General features: G+C 70.4%; 14 protein-coding genes. 8 read left to right on the top strand and 6 right to left on the bottom strand.

From position 1 onward, the window contains the following. Window positions 1–190 precede the first annotated feature (190 nt). The 6 genes from EYW49_RS17120 (at window position 191) to lpxK (ending at window position 5847) form a co-directional block, all read left to right on the top strand. Complete coding sequence (locus EYW49_RS17120) at window positions 191–1534, top strand: TldD/PmbA family protein (RefSeq protein ID WP_131310845.1); 1344 nt, start codon at window positions 191–193, stop codon at window positions 1532–1534. After that, complete coding sequence (locus EYW49_RS17115) at window positions 1521–2342, top strand: 3'(2'),5'-bisphosphate nucleotidase CysQ (RefSeq protein ID WP_131310844.1); 822 nt, start codon at window positions 1521–1523, stop codon at window positions 2340–2342. Before EYW49_RS17120 ends, EYW49_RS17115 begins: the two co-directional genes overlap by 14 nt. Window positions 2343–2391: 49 nt before the next feature. Then, on the top strand, window positions 2392–2622 hold the full coding sequence (locus EYW49_RS17110) for a DUF4170 domain-containing protein (protein WP_131310843.1): 231 nt from the start codon (window positions 2392–2394) through the stop codon (window positions 2620–2622). A gap of 204 nt (window positions 2623–2826) precedes the next feature. Then, window positions 2827–3531, top strand: a complete 705-nt coding sequence (locus EYW49_RS17105) for a lysophospholipid acyltransferase family protein (RefSeq protein ID WP_131310842.1) — start codon at window positions 2827–2829, stop codon at window positions 3529–3531. Beyond that, entirely contained in the window at window positions 3524–4822 is a 1299-nt protein-coding gene (locus tag EYW49_RS23620; protein ID WP_131310841.1) for a 3-deoxy-D-manno-octulosonic acid transferase, read from the top strand. Before EYW49_RS17105 ends, EYW49_RS23620 begins: the two co-directional genes overlap by 8 nt. Beyond that, window positions 4819–5847, top strand: coding sequence for a tetraacyldisaccharide 4'-kinase (gene lpxK, locus EYW49_RS17095; protein ID WP_131310840.1), 1029 nt, complete (start codon window positions 4819–4821; stop codon window positions 5845–5847). The genes EYW49_RS23620 and lpxK overlap by 4 nt, the downstream gene beginning before the upstream one ends. A gap of 30 nt (window positions 5848–5877) precedes the next feature. Here lpxK and EYW49_RS17090 read toward each other — a convergent pair whose 3' ends face one another. The 6 genes from EYW49_RS17090 to EYW49_RS17065 all read right to left on the bottom strand — a co-directional run bounded on the left by EYW49_RS17090 (window position 5878) and on the right by EYW49_RS17065 (window position 15415). Then, entirely contained in the window at window positions 5878–6099 is a 222-nt protein-coding gene (locus EYW49_RS17090) for a DUF2093 domain-containing protein (protein ID WP_131310839.1), read from the bottom strand. A 417-nt stretch (window positions 6100–6516) separates the two neighbouring features. Beyond that, window positions 6517–8442: a monovalent cation:proton antiporter-2 (CPA2) family protein gene (locus EYW49_RS17085; protein ID WP_131310838.1), complete on the bottom strand. Its 1926-nt coding sequence runs from the start codon at window positions 8440–8442 to the stop codon at window positions 6517–6519. Between the two features lie 277 nt (window positions 8443–8719). Then, window positions 8720–11848: an efflux RND transporter permease subunit gene (locus EYW49_RS17080; protein WP_131310837.1), complete on the bottom strand. Its 3129-nt coding sequence runs from the start codon at window positions 11846–11848 to the stop codon at window positions 8720–8722. Between the two features lie 5 nt (window positions 11849–11853). Further along, a complete protein-coding gene (locus EYW49_RS17075) occupies window positions 11854–13068 on the bottom strand; it encodes an efflux RND transporter periplasmic adaptor subunit (protein WP_131310836.1) in 1215 nt (404 codons plus the stop codon). 294 nt (window positions 13069–13362) lie between these two features. Then, window positions 13363–14793, bottom strand: coding sequence for a metalloprotease TldD (tldD, locus tag EYW49_RS17070; RefSeq protein WP_131310835.1), 1431 nt, complete (start codon window positions 14791–14793; stop codon window positions 13363–13365). A 94-nt stretch (window positions 14794–14887) separates the two neighbouring features. Next, a complete protein-coding gene (locus tag EYW49_RS17065) occupies window positions 14888–15415 on the bottom strand; it encodes an invasion associated locus B family protein (protein WP_228259657.1) in 528 nt (175 codons plus the stop codon). Between the two features lie 450 nt (window positions 15416–15865). On the opposite strand from EYW49_RS17065, the gene coxB reads away from it, so the two are divergent. Continuing rightward, the gene (gene coxB / locus EYW49_RS17060) at window positions 15866–16771 is read left to right on the top strand and encodes a cytochrome c oxidase subunit II (protein ID WP_228259656.1); all 906 of its coding nucleotides are present in this window, start codon (window positions 15866–15868) and stop codon (window positions 16769–16771) included. 44 nt (window positions 16772–16815) lie between these two features. After that, the gene (gene ctaD, locus EYW49_RS17055; RefSeq protein ID WP_131310834.1) at window positions 16816–18462 is read left to right on the top strand and encodes a cytochrome c oxidase subunit I; all 1647 of its coding nucleotides are present in this window, start codon (window positions 16816–16818) and stop codon (window positions 18460–18462) included. Window positions 18463–18518: the final 56 nt, after the last annotated feature.

Below are 18518 nucleotides of genomic sequence, written 5' to 3'. Positions count from 1 at the left end.
TTGGATCCGACTTAACGAAGCTGGTTGAATTTTGGTTGACGCCGCGCAGGGTTATCAGATCCTCACCGATCTTCGCCGCGCCTCTCCCCCCGCCGCGCCGCGCTTCGTCATCGCCCTTGTCGCCGGCCGGCCGGCCACGTAAACGGGACAGGACATGCCGGCGCAGCCCGCGCCCTTCGGAGAATTCGTGATGCCCGATGTGCTCGATCAGTCCGAGCTGAAGGAGAAGGCCCACCGTCTCGTCGCCGCGGCGATCGCCGCCGGCGCCGACCGCGCCGATGCCGTGGCGGTGCGCGGCGTGTCGCTGTCGGTCGGGGTCCGCCTCGGCGAGGTCGAGGACAGCGAGCGCTCCGAGGGCGACGACTTCGGCCTGCGGGTGTTCGTCGGCCGCCGTCAGGCGACGATCTCGGCCAACGTCTTCGCCGATCCCGCCGGCCTCGCCGCGCGCGCCGTGGCCATGGCCCGCGCCGCGCCGGAGGATCCCTTCGCCGACCTGATCGATCCCGATCTGCTCACTCGCGACTTCGTCGACCTCGACCTGCTCGATCTCGGCACGCCGTCGGCCGCGGAGCTGACCGCCCGGGCGCTCGCCACCGAAGACGCTGCCCGCGCCGTCGCCGGCGTGTCCAATTCCGGCGGCGCCAGCGCCTCGTGGTCGCTCGGCGGCCTGGTGCTGGTCACCTCCCACGGCTTCGCCGGCGCCTGGCTCGGCTCGCGCCACGCCCTGTCGGTCACCGCCCTCGCCGGCTCCGGCACCGCCATGGAGCGCGACTGGGCGGCTTCGTCGAAGATCTTCGCCGAAGATCTGGAGACGCCCGAGGAGATCGGCCGCCGCGCCGGCGAGCGCGCCGTGCGCCGCCTCAACCCGCGCCAGATCGACACCCGGGTCGCCACCGTGGTGTGGGAGCCGCGCGCCGCCACCGGGCTGGTCGGCCATCTCCTGTCGGCGATCAACGGCGCCGCGGTGGCCCGCCGCACCTCGTTTCTGTCCAAGGCCCGCGAGACCGCGGTCTTCGCCCCCGGCGTCACCATCACCGACGACCCCTATCGCCGGCGCGGCCTGTCGTCGCGGCCCTTCGACGGCGAAGGCGTCGCCGGACCGGTGCTGAACCTCGTCGAGGACGGCATCCTGCGGCACTGGCTGCTCGACGGCGCCTCGGCCCGCGAACTCGGCCTCGCCACCAACGGTCGCGCCGCGCGCGGTACCGGTTCGCCGTCGCCGGGCTCGACCAACGTCACCCTGCAGCCCGGCCCGACCGGCCGCGACGCGATGATCCGCTCGATCGATGCCGGCCTGCTGGTCACGGACATGATCGGTTCCGGCGTCAACGGCATCACCGGCGACTATTCCCGCGGCGCCTCCGGCTTCTGGATCGAGAAGGGCGAGATCACCCATCCGGTCAGCGAGGTCACGGTGGCCGGCAATCTGATCGACATGTATGCGCGCCTCGTCCCCGCCGACGATCTCGAACATCGCTTCGGCATCGATACGCCCAGTGTGATGATCGAGGGCCTGACCATTGCCGGACGCTGACCGCGGGATCGCCGACGCCGACACCGACGCCGATCTCGCGCTCCTCGCCGGCGCCGCCCGGGAGGCCGGCGAGATCGCTCTCGGCTTCTTCCGGCGCGACCCGACGGTGTGGACCAAGAGCGGCGGCTCGCCGGTCAGCGAGGCCGATCTGGCGGTCGATCGCCACCTCGTCGAGGTTCTGCGGACCGCCCGACCCGACTACGGCTGGCTGTCCGAAGAGACCGCCGACGGCCCCGAGCGCCTCGATCGCCGCCGCGTCTTCGTGGTCGATCCGATCGACGGCACCCGCGCGTTCCTGCGCGGCTCCGATATCTGGGCGGTGTCGATCGCCGTGGTCGAGGACGGCCGCCCGATCGTCGCGATGCTCCACGCCCCGGCGCTCGGCACCACCTGGGCGGCGCGGATCGGCCGCGGCGCCTGGTGCGACGGCCGCCGTCTGGCGGTGATCGACCGCAGCGAGCTCGCCGGCGCCCGGGTCGCCGGCCCGCGCCGCTATCTCGATGCGCCGGCCCTGATCGCCGCCGGATTCGCCGCCCACGACGTGGTGCCGTCGCTCGCCGTGCGGATCGCCCGGGTCGCCGACGGCGCCCTCGACGTGGCCTATGCCACGCGCAATGCTCATGATTGGGATCTTGCCGCCGCCGACCTTTTGGTGCAGGAAGCCGGAGGTCGGTTCACCGTCCCGAGCGGTGAACCTCTGCGCTACAACCGGGCGGTCCCGCACCATCCGCCGTTGGTGGCGGCCGTCCCCGGCCTCCACGACGCGGCGCGGATCCTGCTCGCCCGGCTCGAGGGCATGGCGGCGTGAGCGGGGGCGAGCGTCGCGTTCCGGAAGATCAACGGGAAAGGCCACGACCATGAGCAAGAAGAAGCAACTGCCTCATCTCGTCCTGGGCGGCGAACTCGTCGACCTGCACGGGACCGAGTTCCGCGACCTCTCCCATGTCGAGCTGGTCGGCCTGTTCCCCGACTACGATTCGGCGCGGGTCGCCTGGAAGGCCAAGGCCCAGGCCACCGTCGACAATGCCCACATGCGCTATTTCATCGTCCATCTCCACCGGCTGCTCGATCCCGATCACGAGCATTGAGCCGGCGGTCGCCGCGCCCGGCGCCACGGCGGCCGTGACGGCGACGCCGTTCGGCGCTAAGGATCGCCGGCGACACGACCAGCGAGGACGAATTCGACCCATGATGCCGATGCCGAGGCGCGACCGACGGTCCCGGGCCGCCCACCCGACGCGCCCTTGCGGCCTGCGTGCGGCGTCCTTGCCGTGCCGCGGAGCCCGCCCGCCATGCTGAAGCGCCTGCTGCGCCGCGAGGGCTTCCGCAATCTGGTGGGGTCGCTGTTCGCCCGCTATTTCCGCTTCGTGCGCCGGAGCACCCGCCTCGTCGTCGAACCGCCCGACTATTTCGCGAATCTCGGCGGACCGCAGCCGCTGATCGTCGCCATGTGGCACGGCGAGCACTTCATGACGCCGTTCATCAAGCCCGACGACAGCTGGCGGGCGAAGGCGATGATCTCGCGGTCGCGCGACGGCGAGATGAACGTCATCGTCTGCGAGAAGCTCGGCATCGGCGCGATCCGCGCCTCGGGCGGCCGCTCCGGCGACGAGGTCCGCCGCCGTGGCGGCGTCGCCGGCTTCGTCGCGGCGTTGCGCGCCCTGGAGGCCGGCGACGTCCTGTGCATGACCGCCGACGTGCCCAAAGGCCCGGCCAAGGTCGCCGGCGAAGGCATCGTCCAGATCGCGCGGCGCTCCGGCGCGCCGATCGTCTGTGTCGCCACCGCGACCACATGGCGACGCCGCATGACCCGCTCCTGGGACTCCGCCGCCTTCAATCTGCCCTTCGGCCGCTTCGCCGTGGTCTTCGCCGAGCCGATCCGGGTCGCCGCCGATGCCGATGCGGCGGCGATCGAGTCCGCCCGCCGCGCCGTCGAGGCGAACCTCAATCGGATCACCGCCCGGGCCTATGAACTGGTCGGGGGCCGCGATGTCTGATCGCTTCGGCGATGCCGTCCTCGCCGCCTATCGCGGCCTCGGTCGGGTCCTGGCCCCGGCCCTGCCGCTCCTGCTCGCTCGGCGCACCCGCGCCGGCAAGGAAGATCCGACCCGCCGCGGCGAACGCCTCGGCCGGCCGGCCAAGCCGCGCCCCCGAGGTCCGCTGGTGTGGGTCCATGCCGCCAGCGTCGGCGAGACCGTCTCGGTTCTGGCCCTGGTCGAGCGCCTGATTGCCGCCGGCACCGCCGTGCTGGTCACCACCGGCACCGTGACCTCCGCGGCGATCGCCGCCCAGCGCCTGCCGGCCGGGGCCTTCCACCAGTTCGTGCCCTTCGACGTCGCCCCCCATCTCGGCCGCTTCCTCGACCATTGGCGCCCCGGTCTGGCGATCTTCGTCGAATCGGAGATGTGGCCGACCACCGTGCTGGAACTGGCCGATCGCGCGATCCCCCAGGTTCTGGTCAACGCCCGCCTGTCGGAACGCTCCGCCCGGCGCTGGGGTCTGGTCGGCGGCACCGCCCGCGCGCTGTTCGGCCGCCTCGCCGCGGCGCTCGCCCAATCGCCCGGCGACGGCGCGCGGCTCGCCGCTCTCGGCGTCGGCGACGTCCGGGTGGTCGGCAACCTCAAATACGACGGCCCGCCGCTCGGCGCCGACCCGGCCGAACAGGCCCGCCTCGCCGCGGCGATCGGTGCGCGGCCGACCTGGCTCGCCGCCAGCACCCATCCCGGCGAAGAAGCGATCGCGGCGCAAGTCCACGCCGCCGCCGCGGTCCACCTTCCCGGCCTCCTGACGGTGATCGCCCCGCGCCATCCGGTCCGTGGTGACGAGATCCGCCGCGAGCTCGCCGGGCGCGGCCTCACCGTCGCCTCGCGCTCGCAGGGCGAGACCCCGACCGCCGCAACGGACGTCTTCCTCGCCGACACCATCGGCGAGATGGGGCTGCTCTACCGCCTCGTGCCGATCGCCTTCGTCGGCGGCTCGCTCGCCGACAAGGGCGGGCAGAACCCGATCGAGCCGGCCCGCCTCGGCTGCGCGGTGATCCACGGCCCCAGCACCCGCAACTTCGCCGACGTCTATCGCGACCTCGACGCCGCCGGCGGCGCCACCGCGATCACCGATGCCGCCGGCCTCGCCGCCGCGGTGGTCGCGGCCCACGGCGCCCCCGACGACCGTGCCGCCACCGTCGAGCGCGCCCGCGCCGTGGTCGCGGCGGCGACCGGCGCCCTCGACCGAACCATGGCGGCGCTCGCCGCCCCGCTCGCCGCGGCGCTCGCGAAGGACCGGGAATGATCGCCCGGGCGCCGCGGTTCTGGACCACCGGCGGTCCGCTCGCGCTGCTCGCCGCCCCGATCGCCGCGATCTGGGGGGCGGTCGCCGCCCGCCGCATGGCCGCACCTCCGCGCGCCGTGGCGCCGATGCCGGTGATCGTCGTCGGCAACTACACCGCCGGCGGCGCCGGCAAGACCCCGACCGTCCTCGCCCTGGTGCCGCTGCTGCGCGCCGCCGGCTTCACCCCGGCGATCCTGTCGCGCGGCTGGGGCGGCTCGGACACGGGCCCCCGGTTGGTCGATCCGGCGTGCGACGACGCGAGCCGGGTCGGCGACGAACCGTTGCTCGAAGCGGCGATCGCCCCGACCGTGGTGTCGCGCGACCGCATCGCCGGCCTCGCCACGGTCGCCGCCACCGGCGCCGACCTGCTGATCCTCGACGACGGCTTCCAGAACCCGGCGCTCGCCCGCGACCTGCGCCTCGTCGTGGTCGACGCCGGCGTCGGCATCGGCAACGGCCGGGTGATCCCGGCCGGACCGCTGCGGGCGCCGCTCGGGGTGCAACTGGCCGCCACCGATCTGATCCTCCTGGTGGCGAGCGACGAGCCGCCGGCCGCCTCGGTCGCGCCGCTCCGCGCCGCCGCCGCCGCCCGCGGCGTGCCGGTGCTCGGCGCGCGTCTGGTGGCGCGCGCGCCGGAGGACGTCGCCGGTCGGCGGGTGCTGGCCTATGCCGGGATCGGACGGCCGGAGAAGTTCGCCGCGGGTCTCGCGGCGGCCGGCGCGACGGTGGTCGATCTCGTCGCCTTCGCCGATCATCGCCCGCTCGACGAGGCCGATGCCGCGCGCCTGCTCGCCCGCTGCGCCGTCGGGAACCTCGTGCCGGTGACCACCGAGAAGGATGCGGCGCGCGCCCGCGGCACGCAGGGCGACGCGCGCGCGCGGCTGGCTGCGGCGTCGGTGGTGTTCGCGGTGGATCTGGTGGTCGACGATCCGGCGGCGCTGGTCGCGGCGATCGTCGCGGCCGTTGCCCGGCGCCGGGGCGCCTGAACGCGCCGCGGCTCGTTCGGCGATCGGGCCTCAGCCCTGGCCGGTGACCTGCAGATGGCGGTCGAGCGAGGCCTGCGCGTCGACATAGGCCTCCTGGCGCTCGACGCTCCAATATTTCAATTCGTCGATCGGAATCGTCCGTCCGGTCACGGCGCACACGACATGGGTGCCGTTGGCGATGATCTGGAAATCTCCGTCGAGATAGCGAACCACGGCCTGGCCGTTGTTGCGGGGGAGTTCGAAGCGATTCATGGAGCGTCCGAATGGCGGTGCGGGAAGACTGAGGGGCGAGTGTACGCGCGCCCGTGCCTCGACGCCAATCTTTCCTCCCGGCCCGCCGTTCGACGATTCGGCGAGACCCCGGAAACGACAGAGGCGGCGGAGACGGTAACCCGTCGCCGCCGCCCCGAAAGGTCGGTCGTCACGCTCTCTCGCCGTGCGCGCGCACGGCGATCTGCGGATCAGCCCTTGACGTAGGCCGGAGCCGGAGCCGGAGCCTTGGCGCAACCGGCGATCGACAGGCCGGCGGCGGCGATGAGCGCGAGAACGACGATGCGAGTGGTCTTCATGGAATCTTCCCCCTGGGGTGCGTTGCGATTCGCAGGCTAGCACGACCGCAGCCTGAGGGAATCCACTGGTTGACCTCGGGGATTCCGCGGGATTCCGCGATCATCGATTGTTTGCCGGTGTTGCCGAAATGACTCGCCGCGCCCGCCGCACCGGCGGGGGCCGTCGGGTGATCGCCGCGGCGGCCGCGGGAGGCGCCGCGGTCGCCGCGGGCTCGGCGTCCACCGCCGGCACGTCGGCCGCGAGCGGTTCCGCCGAAGTCTCGTCCGGCGGCGGCGAGGTCCGGGGGCCCGGGGCGGGCAGGGCGCCCGGCGTCGGCGCCTGATGCTGCAGCACCATGCGCTCGGCGTCGCGCCGCCGCACGCCGTCGAGGATGGCGCCGACCCGGTCGTCGTCGAGGCCGAGCGCCTTCAGCGTCTCGCGTCCGAACACCAGCGCGGATTCGAAGGTCTCGCGGACCTGGAAGTCGACGTTGCGGTCGAGCAGCGTCAGGGCATGCGCCCGGTCGTAGGAGCGCGCGAACACCCGGGTCAGTGGGAATTCCGCCTTGACCAGATCGACGATGCGGTTGGTCGTCGCCGGCGCCTCGGTGGCGATCGCCACCAGCTTGGCCCGCCCGACTCCGGCGGCCCGGAGCACGTCGAGGCGGGTGCCGTCGCCGTAATGGATCTTGAAGCCGAAGCGACCGGCCGAGCGGATCATCGCCGGGTCGGTGTCGATGATCGTCAGGTCGATGCCGTCGGCGACCAGGAACTGGCTCAGCACCTGCCCGAAGCGGCCGAAGCCGATCAGCACCACCTGGCCGTCGGATTCGACCAGATCGGCGTCGATCTCCGGGGCGGGATGGCGCCGCAAGAGCAGCCGGCGCAGGCCGACCACCAGCGGCGTCGCCGCCATCGACAGGGTCACCACGGTGATCAGGCCCGAGCCGAGCACCGCCGGCATCACCTTGGCCGACACCGCCGCCGAATAGAGCACGAAGCCGAACTCGCCGCCCTGGGCCAGGAACAGCGACACCCGCACCGCGTCGGCATGACCCGAACGAGCGAGCCGCATCACCAGATAGAGCACCACCACCTTGACGACGATCAACGCCGCCACGCCGCCGAGGATCTGGTCCCAGTAGCCGGCGATCACCTCGAGGTCGACGGTCATGCCCACCGACATGAAGAACAGGCCGAGCAGCAGGCCGCGGAACGGTTCGATGTCGACCTGCAACTGGTTGCGGAAGTTCGATTCGGCGAGCATCACCCCGGCCAGGAAGGCCCCCGTGGCCATCGACAGACCGGCCAGCGACACGAGGCTCGCCGCGCCGATCACCACCATCAGCGCCGCCGCGGTCATGATCTCGCGCGCCCCCGAAGCGGCGAGCAGGCGGAACATCGGATTGAGCACCCAACGCCCGATCGCCACCACCCCGCCGACCGCGGCGATCACCTCGAGGAGGGCGCGGGCCGGATGCTCGCCCCCAGAGGCCGGCTGCGGCGACAGGAGCGGCAGCAGCGCCAGCAGCGGCACGATCGCCAGATCCTGCATCAACAGGATCGCGAAGGCCTTGGAGCCGAAGGTCGTCTGGGTCTCCGAGCGCTCCTCGATCATCTGCATCACCAGGGCGGTCGACGACAGCGACAGCCCGACCCCGGCGACCAACGCGCCCTTCCACGACAGATCGAACAGCGTCATGGCGAACCAGGTCACCGCCACCGCGGTCGCCACGATCTGCGCCGTGCCGAGGCCGAAGATGTCGCGCCGCATCGACCACAGTCGCGACGGCCGCAGTTGCAGGCCGATCAGGAACAGGAACATGACGATGCCGAGCTCGGCGAACTGCATGATCTCGGCCGGGTCGACGAACAGCCGCAGCACCGCCGGGCCGATCACGATCCCCGCCGCCAGATAGCCGAGCACCGACCCGAGCCCCAGCCGCTTGAACAGCGGCACCGCCACCATCGCCGCGGCGATCAGCAGCAGCGGCCGCGCGAAGGGCACGGCGGCGGGCAGGGTCACGGCGGCGACTGTGGCATCCATCGGCGGGCTTCCGGCAGTGGGCACGCCTCCACCGACCGGGCTCACCGTGAGGTGGCTCGGGGCCGAGGCGCGAGGCAGGACGACGAGGCGGCGTCGGGGCGACGCCACGGCCGGAAGACTGGTCGGCGGATGTGGCATGGAGAAGGCCGAAAGCGGGCGATCCCCACCCGGCGGCGCCTTCTTGGTTACCCGCCGGCGGCGCCCGGAGGGCGGACATGCGACGGCCCGCGCACCCTTCAGGGACGACGCGGGCCGGAGCGCAGGCGCGAAGGGTCGTTCACTCGGCGGCGTGCGGGTGTCCGGCGATCACGTCGGCGGCTTCGCCCTCGTCCTCGTCACCGACCGGGCGGGTGTTGGTGAAGGGATCGAGCAGCAGATAGACCACCGGCGTCATGTAGAGGGTCAGCACCTGCGACACGATCAGGCCGCCGACCACCGCCAGACCGAGCGGCTGGCGCAGCTCGGCGCCGGCGCCGACGCCCAACGCGATCGGCAGCGTGCCGAGGATCGCCGCGAGGCTGGTCATCATGATCGGCCGGAAGCGCAGCAGACAGGCCTCGTGCACCGCCTCGACCGCCGACAGGCCCGAGGCCCGCCGCTCCACCGCGAAGTCGACGATCATGATCGAGTTCTTCTTCACGATGCCGATCAGCATGATCATGCCGATCATCGCGATCACCGACAGGTCGAGCTTGAACAACTGCAGGGTCAGCAGCGCGCCGATGCCCGCCGACGGCAGGCCCGACAGGATGGTGATCGGGTGGATGAAGCTCTCGTAGAGGATGCCGAGAACGATGTAGATCACCAGCACCGCCGCGAACACCAGGAGCCCCTGGCCGGCGACCGCGTCCTGGAAGATCTGGGCGGTGCCCGAGAAGCCGGTCGCCACCGTCTCCGGCAGGCCGACCTCGGTCTGGATGGTCTGGATCGCCGCGACCGCCTGGGACAGCGCGGTGCCCGGCTGCAGGTTGAACGAGATCGTCACCGACGGCAGCTGGCCCTTGTGGTTGACCAGCGTCGGCGCCGGGGCTTCGCGCACCGTGGCGATCGCGTCGAGCGGCACGGTCGCCCCGGCCGGCGTCTTGATCGTCAGCCGGCGCAGCTTGTCCGGCCCGGTCGTATAGACGTCGGCGGCCTCGAGGATCACCGAATAGCTCGAAGTGTCGGTGAAGATGGTCGAGACCACCCGCGTGCCATAGGCCGAATAGAGCCGCGAGCGCACCTGATCGACGGTCAGCCCGAGCTTGGAGGCGCGGTCGCGATCGATGTCGACGATCGCCTGGCGGCCCTTGATCTGCAGATCGGAGGAGACGTCGAGGATACCCGGCACCTGACGGATCCGGCTCTCGAGTTTGGGCGCGATCTCCTTCAGTTCCTGGAAGTCGGCCGCCTGGATGGTGTATTGCCACTGCGCCCGCGACGACATCGTGCCGATGTTGATGTTCTGGACGTTCTGGAAATAGGTGTTGATGCCCGGCACCGCGGCGGTCGCCTTGCGCAGCCGCTGGATCACCTCGTCGGAGGTCGCGGTGCGCTCGCGCTTCGGCTTCAGGGTGATGAACATCCGCCCCGAACTCTGGTTGGCGCCCTGCGAGCCGGCACCCACCGTCGACATCACGCTGATCACGTCGGGATCGGCGCGGATCACGTCGGCGACCTCGTTCTGACGCGCCGCCATCGCCGTGAAGGCGGCGTCGTCCGGCCCCTGGGTCGAGGCGTTGAGCATCGCCGTGTCTTCCTGGGGGAAGAAGCCCTTGGGGGTCACGCCGTAGAGCTGGACGGTCCAGGCCAGCGTCGCCGCCAGCACCACCAGCATCAGCCATTTGGCCTTCAGCACCACGTCGAGGGACACCGAATAGAACCGCGTGATCGCCGAGAACAGCGCGTCGAAGCCGCGCACCACGAAGTTCGGGCGGCGGTGGAGATGGTTCTCGTCGATCACCCGAGCCGCCAGCATCGGCGTCAACGTCAGCGACACCGCGCCGGAGATCAGGATCGCCAGGGTGATGGTGACGCCGAACTCGAAGAACATCCGGCCGACCACGCCGCCCATGAACAGCACGGGAATGAACACCGCCACCAGCGAGATGGTCATCGACACGATGGTGAAGCCGACCTCCTTGGCGCCGATGAACGCCGCGCGCATCGGCGGTTCACCGAGTTCGACGTGGCGCATGATGTTCTCGAGCATGACGATCGCGTCGTCGACCACGAAGCCCACCGCCAGGGTCAGGGCGAGCAGCGAGATGTTGTCGATCGAGAACCCGAACAGGTACATGCCGGCGAAGGTGCCGATCAGCGACACCGGCAGGGCCAGCGCCGGGATGATCGTCACCCGCGCGGATTTCAGAAACAGGTAGATCACCCCGATCACCAGCATCATGGCGATCGCCAGCGTCACTTCGACGTCCTCGATCGACGAGCGGATCGAGATCGAGCGGTCGTTCATCACCTGCACGCTCATCGCCGGCGGCATGTCGGCGGTGATCGACGGCAGCACCGCGCGGATCCGGTCGACCACCTCGACGGTATTGGCGTCGGGCTGACGTTGGATCGCCAGCATGATGCTGCGGGTGCCGTCGAGCCAGGCGGCGACCTTGTCGTTCTCGACGCTGTCGATCGCCTTGGCGACGTCGCCGACCCGCACGGGCGCGCCGTTCTGCCAGGTGACGATCACCGGCATGTAGCCGCTCGCCCGGTCGATCGGTCCGGTCGCTGTCAGCGTGGTGCTGCGCGACGGTCCGGTCAGGGCGCCGACCGGCGAATTGGTGTTGGCGGCGGCGATCGCCGTCTTGAGGTCGTCGACGGTCAGGCCGCGGGCGGCGAGCGCGTCGAGATCGGCCTTGATCCGCACCGCGTATTTCTGGGCGCCGTAGACGCTGACCTGAGCGACCCCGGGCAGGGTCGACAGGCGCTGGGCGATGTTGGTCTCGGCATAGTCGTCGACGTCCGACAGCCGCATCACGTCCGACTTGGCGGCGACGAACAGGATCGGCTGGTCGGCCGGATTGACCTTGCGGAAACTCGGCGGCGACGGCATCTCGATCGGCAGCTGACGGGCCGCCGCACCGATCGCCGCCTGGACGTCGAGGGCGGCGCCGTCGACCGGTCGGGCGAGATCGAACTGCAGGGTGATGCTGGTCTGGCCGGTGGTCGACACCGACGACATCGAGGTCAGGCCGGCTATGCCGGAGAACTGACGCTCGAGCACCGAGGCGACCGAACTCGCCATGGTCTCCGGTCCCGCCCCCGGCAGCGAGGCGCTGACCGAGATGGTCGGGTAGTCGACGCGCGGCACCGCGGCGACCGGCAGTTGCTTGTAGCCGAACAGGCCGGCGGCGACGAAGGCGACCATCATCAGGATGGTGGCGACCGGGCGGCGGATGAAGGGAGCGGAAATCGACATGGCGGTCACGACCCCGACTTGGTCGGCGTCGGCGTTTCGGGCTGGCCTTCCGCCGTCTTGCCGATTTCGAGCGAGGCGCCGGGGAACAGGCGCAACTGACCGTCGGTGACCACCCGATCACCGGCGGCAAGGCCGCGGCTGATCACGCTCGAACCGTCGATGGTGCGGTCGATCGACACCCGCCGGACCTCGGCGGTGTCGCCGGTGCCGACGACATAGACGAAGGGGCCGGCCTGACCGAGCTGCACCGCCGAGTCAGGCACGGCGATCGCCTGCGGATCGGTCTGCAACACCACGCGGACCTGGACGAATTCGCCCGGCAGCAACTGTTCGTCGGTGTTGACCACCGCAGCCTTGACCCCGAGCGTGCCCGAGGTGACGTCGAGGGTGTTCTCGATGAACGCGACCTTGCCGGTGAGGGTGCGGCGGCTGCCGGGCTGGACCACCGACACCGGCACGTCGCCGGCCTTCATCGCGGTCCGGAGTGCGGTCACCGCCGACTGCGGCACCGCGAAGGAGACGTAGATCGGATCGAGCTGATTGATTGTCGCGAGCAGGGTCGAATCCGCGGCGCGGATCGACGACCCCGGCTTCAGCGGGATCGACCCGACCCGTCCGTCGATCGGGCTCTTGATCTCGTAATAGGAGGCCTGGACCACCAGATTTTCCAATGAGGCGCGGTCGGCGGCGATCGTCGCGTCCTGGGCCGCGACCAGGGTCTTGGCCGATTCGAGATCGCGGGCGCTCTTGGTCTTGGTCGCGACCAGTTGTTCGGTGCGCTCGAGGTCGGAGGCGACCAGCGTCGCCTGGGCCTGATCGCGCAGCAGCACCGCGCGGGCCTGGGCGACCTGCGCCTGGATCGCCCGCGCGTCGAGCCGGAAGATCACCTGACCGGCCTTGACCCGGTCGCCCTCTTCCGCCCCGACCCATTCGATCTGGCTGTCGATGCGGGTCTTGACCGGGATCGAGGCGATCGCCTGGGCGGTACCGACCACGTCGAGCACCGTCGGGATCGCCCGGGTCGACAGCGTCGACACCTTGACCGGCACCGGCGGGCGCTTCGGCGCCGCCTTGGCCAGCGACGCGGCCGCCGGCTTGGCCGGGTCGGCGCTCTGCGCCCACGGGCCCGGCCCCGACCCGAGCGCCAGCGGCGCGGCGAAGACGAAGGCGGCGAGGCCGAGGTGGCCGAGGCGGACGAGTGACGGCGATCGACGCGACATACGGATCTCTTCCGAAGCAAGGGAGCGGCGGCGGTGCTGGCCCCCCCGAGGCGGAGCCTCCGGGAGAATGCACCATACCTCCTTAAGTCCCGTTACGGATCATGTACATGTCAGTCAGGTCACGGTAGCCGCGGAATCGGGCGATTCCGCCATGAATTGCACGCACGTCCGCCCTCGCGGCGATCACGTTGGTGTGTGCGCTGCAATGCTCCCACCGAGGCTGGCAATCGCGTGCGACTACGCGCGCGGCGACGTGACGCCGCCGCGTCCCGGCTCGGACGGGTCCGGCCCGCCTCAGCGGCGGGCGTCGGTGCCGCCGACCGTCAGGGCGTCGATCCTGAGCGTCGGCTGGCCGACACCGACCGGCACGCCCTGGCCGCCCTTGCCGCAGGTGCCGATCCCGGGATCGAGCATCAGGTCGTCGCCGATCATCTTGACCCGGGTCAGCGCGTCGGCGCCGTTGCCGATCAGCATCGCCCCCTTGACCGGGTGGACGATCTTGCCGCCCAGCACCCGATAGGCTTCGGTGCATTCGAACACGAACTTGCCCGAGGTGATGTCGACCTGCCCGCCGCCGAAATTGACCGCATAGATGCCGTCGGCGACCGAGGCCAGGATCTCGCCCGGATCCATCGATCCGGCGCGCATGAAGGTGTTGGTCATGCGCGGCTGCGGCGGATGGGCATAGGACTGACGGCGGCCGTTGCCGGTGGGGGCCACGCCCATCAGGCGGGCGTTCTGGCGGTCCTGCATCAGGCCGACCAGGATGCCGTCCTCGATCAGGGTGGTCGAGCCCGACGGCGTGCCCTCGTCGTCGAAACTGATCGAGCCGCGCAGGTCGGGCAGCGTCCCGTCGTCGACGATGGTCACGCCGGGCGCCGCCACCCGCTCGCCCATCAATCCGGCGAAGGCCGAGGTCTTCTTGCGGTTGAAGTCGCCTTCGAGCCCGTGGCCGACCGCCTCGTGCAGCAGCACGCCCGGCCAGCCCGGCCCGAGCACCACGTCGAAGGTCCCGGCCGGGGCCGGCTCGGCGGCGAGATTGACCAGTGCCTGACGCAGCGCCTCGTCGACCGCATGGCGCCAGCGCTCGGGGGTGACGAAGCGCTGGAAGCCCTCGCGCCCGCCGAAGCCGTGGCTGCCGCTCTCCTGGCGCGCGCCTTCGCCGACGATCACCGAGACGTTGAGCCGCACCAGCGGCCGCACGTCGGTGAAGCGCTGGCCGTCGGGGCGCAGGATCTCGACCACCTGCCAGGTGGCGGCGAGCGAAGCCGAGACCTGCCGCACCCGCGGGTCGAGCGCCCGGGCATGGGCATCGATCTCGGCGAGGAGTTTCGCCTTCTCCTCGAAGGTCGGCGCGCCGATCGGGTTGTCGTCGCGGTAGAGCCGGGCGTTGGTCTTGCCGGGCGCCGCCGCCCAGGTGCCCGAACGGCCACCGCGCACCGCCGAGACGGCGTCGGCGGCGCGCTTCAGGGCGCTCTCCGAGATCTCGCCGGAATGGGCGAAGCCCGAGACCTCGCCGGTCACGGCGCGCAGGCCGAACCCTTGCGTGGTGTCGAAACTCGCGCCCTTGAGGCGGCCGTTGTCGAACACCAGCGATTCCGACTGGCGATATTCGAGATAGAGCTCGCCGTCGTCGGCGCCGTCGGTGGCCGCCGCCGTGATCTTCCGGGCGACCTCCGGATCGAGGCCGGCGGACGCGAAGAGATCGGTGGCGGGAACGGTCATGGGGGGCTCGCTTCGGTTCCGATGGGACGTGCTCCGATCAATCTAGGGCGCGAAGTCCCCGATTGCACGCCGTCGCACCGAAAAACGTCGCCCCTCACGGCAGCTTGTCGAAGCCCTCGCCGAAGCCCTTGAGCGCGATCGGGATGCCGATGCCCTCTTCCGGGGTCTGGAAGACGATGAAGGTCGCGGTGGTCCCGGCCTTGATCTGGTCGGTCAGCTTGTCGTCCATCACCACTTCGGCGATGCAGCCGTTGGGCAGGCAGCGCACGAAGGGGGTGCGGCCGACGTCGGCCTGATCGACCCTGAGCCCCAGCCCCGAGGGCAGCAGCACCCCGAGCGGCGCCAGGATGCGCAGGATCTTCTGCTTCTTGTCGGCGGTCTTCAGCACGATCACGCTGAGGCCGACGTTGGGCCGGTCCTCGGCGGTGACGTTCTGGATCAGCGCGCACTGCTCGGATTTGGCGCCCGGCGGCGTGTCGCAGCGGATCTGCCAGTCGCCGTACGACGACTTCACCGCCCCTTGCGCCAGAACCGGAGACGCCGTCGCGGCGATCAGCCCGGCGAACGCGACGGCCGCCGCGGCGAGACCGGCCCGGCGTCCCATGGTGTAGCGATGCGACATGTCTCGAAACCTCCGTCCGGGGCCGCCCCGGATCCCGTGCGCCGCCGTCGTGCGGGCGCGAATCGCGAGGGCGCCGCGACGATCGGAAATTGCCCCAAGCCGGCCCCCGTGGCCAGCCCCGCCGCCGCTCGCGCGGCGCAGCCCTCCTTGGGCGACGATCGTGGCGGCCTTCGGGCGGCGGCCGACGGCGAGCTTCGGTCGTCGGCGGCATCCGGTATTTTCCGGAGGGCGAGGATCCGACACCGTTGCGTCGGCGTTGGACCTGTGTGCATTCTTACGTAGTCGTTGACCTGGATCAAATCCGGGCGGGACGAAACGTCGCGCCGGGGCAACGAGCGCGACGAGCCCGATGGCGGCGAGGGGGCGACCCCGGTCGAACCCGACGGTCACGAGGAACATCCGAAGGCCGCGCCGGGAAGGCGGCGGCGTTCGACGAGAGGGGGCGGATCGATGCAGTCGAAGACGATGGTGGCCTGTCTGCCGACGATGCGGCGTGTGGGCGTCGTTGCGGCGCTCGCCGCCGGCGCCGGCGTCTTCGCCGCGACCGTGCCGGCCGCCGCCAACCAGCCGGTGCCCTGGCAGATGGGCATGCAGCCGGCGGCCACCGCCGTGCACGACCATATCCATTCCTTCGCCGCCTTCACTTTCTGGATCATCGTGCCGATCACCCTGTTCGTGGCCGGCCTGCTCGCCTATGTGGCGATCCGCTTCAATGCCAAGTCCAATCCGGTGCCGTCGCGCACCACCCACCACACCGGTCTCGAAGTCGCCTGGACGTTGATCCCGATACTGATCCTGGTGGCGCTGGCGATCCCCTCCTTCCGCCTGCTCTATGAAGAGGTGGTGATCCCGCCCTCCGACCTGACCATCAAGGTCACCGGTTACCAGTGGTACTGGGGATACGAATACACTGGCCTGATCTCCGACAAGCAGAAGCCGGTGACCTTCGATTCGGTGATGCTCGAGGACGCCAAGCGCAAGGATCCGATCCGCCAGCCGCGCCTGCTCGCCGTCGACAACGAGGTGGTGGTGCCGGTCGGCAAGGTCGTGCGCCTGCAGCTGACCGGTGCCGACGTCATCCATTCCTGGGCGATGCCGTCCTTCGGGGTGAAGATGGACGCCGAGCCCGGCCGTCTCAACGAGACCTGGTTCAAGGCCGAACGCCCCGGCGTCTACTACGGTCAGTGTTCGGAACTGTGCGGCCGCGATCACGCCTTCATGCCGATCACCGTCCACGTGGTGACCGCCGAGCAATACGCCGGCTGGGCCGAAGCCGCCCGCCACGATCTCGACGACGCCTATCGCCGTCTCGCCGCGGCGGTCGCCTCCGACGCGACCCGGCTCGCCACCCGCTGATCCCCACGCCGCGCGCCTCCCCCGCGCATTCTCAGGAGCTTCCGATGGCTCACGCCGACACCTATGCCGAGATCGATCCGGTCGACGGCGCCCATCACGACGCCGCCCATGGCGCGCCGAGCGGTGTGAAGCGCTGGTTGTTCTCGACCAACCACAAGGACATCGGCACGCTCTATCTGATCTTCGCGATGCTCTCCGGCGTGATCGGCGGCGCCCTGTCGATCGGCATCCGCATGGAGTTGCAGAACCCGGGTCTGCAGATCTTCTCCGATCCGCACCAGTTCAACGTCTACACCACCGCCCACGGCCTGGTGATGATCTTCTTCATGGTCATGCCGGCACTGATCGGCGGTTTCGCCAACTGGTTCGTGCCGATCATGATCGGCGCGCCGGACATGGCCTTCCCGCGCATGAACAACATCTCGTTCTGGCTGCTGCCGCCCGCGCTGCTGCTGCTGGTGCTGTCGATGTTCGTCGAGGGCCCGCCCGGCGGCAACGGCGTCGGCGGCGGCTGGACGATCTATCCGCCCCTGTCCTCGACCGGTCAGCCCGGCCCGGCGATGGACTTCGCGATCCTGTCGCTGCACATCGCCGGCGCCTCGTCGATCCTCGGGGCGATCAACTTCATCACCACCATCTTCAACATGCGCGCCCCCGGCATGACGCTGCACAAGATGCCGCTGTTCGCCTGGGCGGTGCTGGTGACCGCCTTCCTGCTCCTGCTGTCCCTGCCGGTGCTGGCCGGCGGCATCACCATGCTGCTGACCGACCGCAACTTCGGCACCACCTTCTTCAAGCCCGAGGGCGGCGGCGACCCGATCCTGTTCCAGCATCTGTTCTGGTTCTTCGGCCACCCCGAGGTCTACATCCTGATCCTGCCGGGCTTCGGCATCGTCAGCCACATCATCTCGACCTTCTCGCGCAAGCCGATCTTCGGCTATCTCGGCATGGCCTATGCGATGGTGGCGATCGGCGTGGTCGGCTTCGTGGTGTGGGCCCATCACATGTACACGGTCGGCCTCGACGTCGACACCCAGGCCTATTTCGTCGCCGCCACCATGGTCATCGCGGTGCCGACCGGCGTGAAGATCTTCTCCTGGATCGCCACCATGTGGGGCGGCTCGATCACCTTCCGCACCCCGATGCTGTGGGCGATCGGCTTCATCTTCCTGTTCACGGTCGGTGGTGTCACCGGCGTGCAGCTGTCCAACGCCGGCTTCGACCGGGTGCTCCACGACACCTACTATGTGGTGGCGCATTTCCACTACGTGCTGTCGCTCGGCGCCGTCTTCGCGATCTTCGCCGGCTGGTACTACTGGTTCCCGAAGATGAGCGGGTACATGTATTCGGAAGCGATCGGCAAGCTCCACTTCTGGGTGGCCTTCATCGGCGTCAACACGATCTTCTTCCCGCAGCACTTCCTCGGGCTGGCCGGCATGCCGCGCCGCTACGCCGACTATCCCGACGCCTTCGCCGGTTGGAACTACGTGTCGTCGATCGGCTCCTACATCTCCGGCGTGTCGGTGCTGATCTTCTTCTTCGGGGTGTGGAAGGCCTTCCAGGACAAGGTCCCGGCCGGCGACAATCCCTGGGGCGAGGGCGCGACGACGCTCGAATGGACCCTGTCGTCGCCGCCGCCCTACCACCAGTTCGAGACCCTGCCGGTGATCGGCGACGACGACGGGCATTGAGCGGGGAGGGGCGCGCCGTTTCGACCGCGAGTCCGAGCCCCCCCTCCCTGTCCCTC

Source organism: Siculibacillus lacustris, assembly GCF_004328075.1.
Lineage (GTDB): Bacteria > Pseudomonadota > Alphaproteobacteria > Rhizobiales > Ancalomicrobiaceae > Siculibacillus > Siculibacillus lacustris.
The sequence above is the reverse complement of the archived record's forward strand: the minus strand, read 5'-3'. Positions and strand labels throughout refer to the sequence as shown.

What these genes read in the sequence shown, in the direction of transcription:
- EYW49_RS17120 (WP_131310845.1), top strand. Translation starts at nt 191, where the DNA reads ATGCCCGATGTGCTCGATCAGTCCGAGCTGAAGGAGAAGGCCCACCGT.
- EYW49_RS17110 (WP_131310843.1), top strand. Translation starts at nt 2,392, where the DNA reads ATGAGCAAGAAGAAGCAACTGCCTCATCTCGTCCTGGGCGGCGAACTC.
- EYW49_RS17105 (WP_131310842.1), top strand. Translation starts at nt 2,827, where the DNA reads ATGCTGAAGCGCCTGCTGCGCCGCGAGGGCTTCCGCAATCTGGTGGGG.
- EYW49_RS23620 (WP_131310841.1), top strand. Translation starts at nt 3,524, where the DNA reads ATGTCTGATCGCTTCGGCGATGCCGTCCTCGCCGCCTATCGCGGCCTC.
- lpxK (WP_131310840.1), top strand. Translation starts at nt 4,819, where the DNA reads ATGATCGCCCGGGCGCCGCGGTTCTGGACCACCGGCGGTCCGCTCGCG.
- EYW49_RS17090 (WP_131310839.1), bottom strand. Translation starts at nt 6,099, where the DNA reads ATGAATCGCTTCGAACTCCCCCGCAACAACGGCCAGGCCGTGGTTCGC.
- EYW49_RS17085 (WP_131310838.1), bottom strand. Translation starts at nt 8,442, where the DNA reads ATGGATGCCACAGTCGCCGCCGTGACCCTGCCCGCCGCCGTGCCCTTC.
- EYW49_RS17080 (WP_131310837.1), bottom strand. Translation starts at nt 11,848, where the DNA reads ATGTCGATTTCCGCTCCCTTCATCCGCCGCCCGGTCGCCACCATCCTG.
- EYW49_RS17075 (WP_131310836.1), bottom strand. Translation starts at nt 13,068, where the DNA reads ATGTCGCGTCGATCGCCGTCACTCGTCCGCCTCGGCCACCTCGGCCTC.
- tldD (WP_131310835.1), bottom strand. Translation starts at nt 14,793, where the DNA reads ATGACCGTTCCCGCCACCGATCTCTTCGCGTCCGCCGGCCTCGATCCG.
- EYW49_RS17065 (WP_228259657.1), bottom strand. Translation starts at nt 15,415, where the DNA reads ATGTCGCATCGCTACACCATGGGACGCCGGGCCGGTCTCGCCGCGGCG.
- coxB (WP_228259656.1), top strand. Translation starts at nt 15,866, where the DNA reads ATGCAGTCGAAGACGATGGTGGCCTGTCTGCCGACGATGCGGCGTGTG.
- ctaD (WP_131310834.1), top strand. Translation starts at nt 16,816, where the DNA reads ATGGCTCACGCCGACACCTATGCCGAGATCGATCCGGTCGACGGCGCC.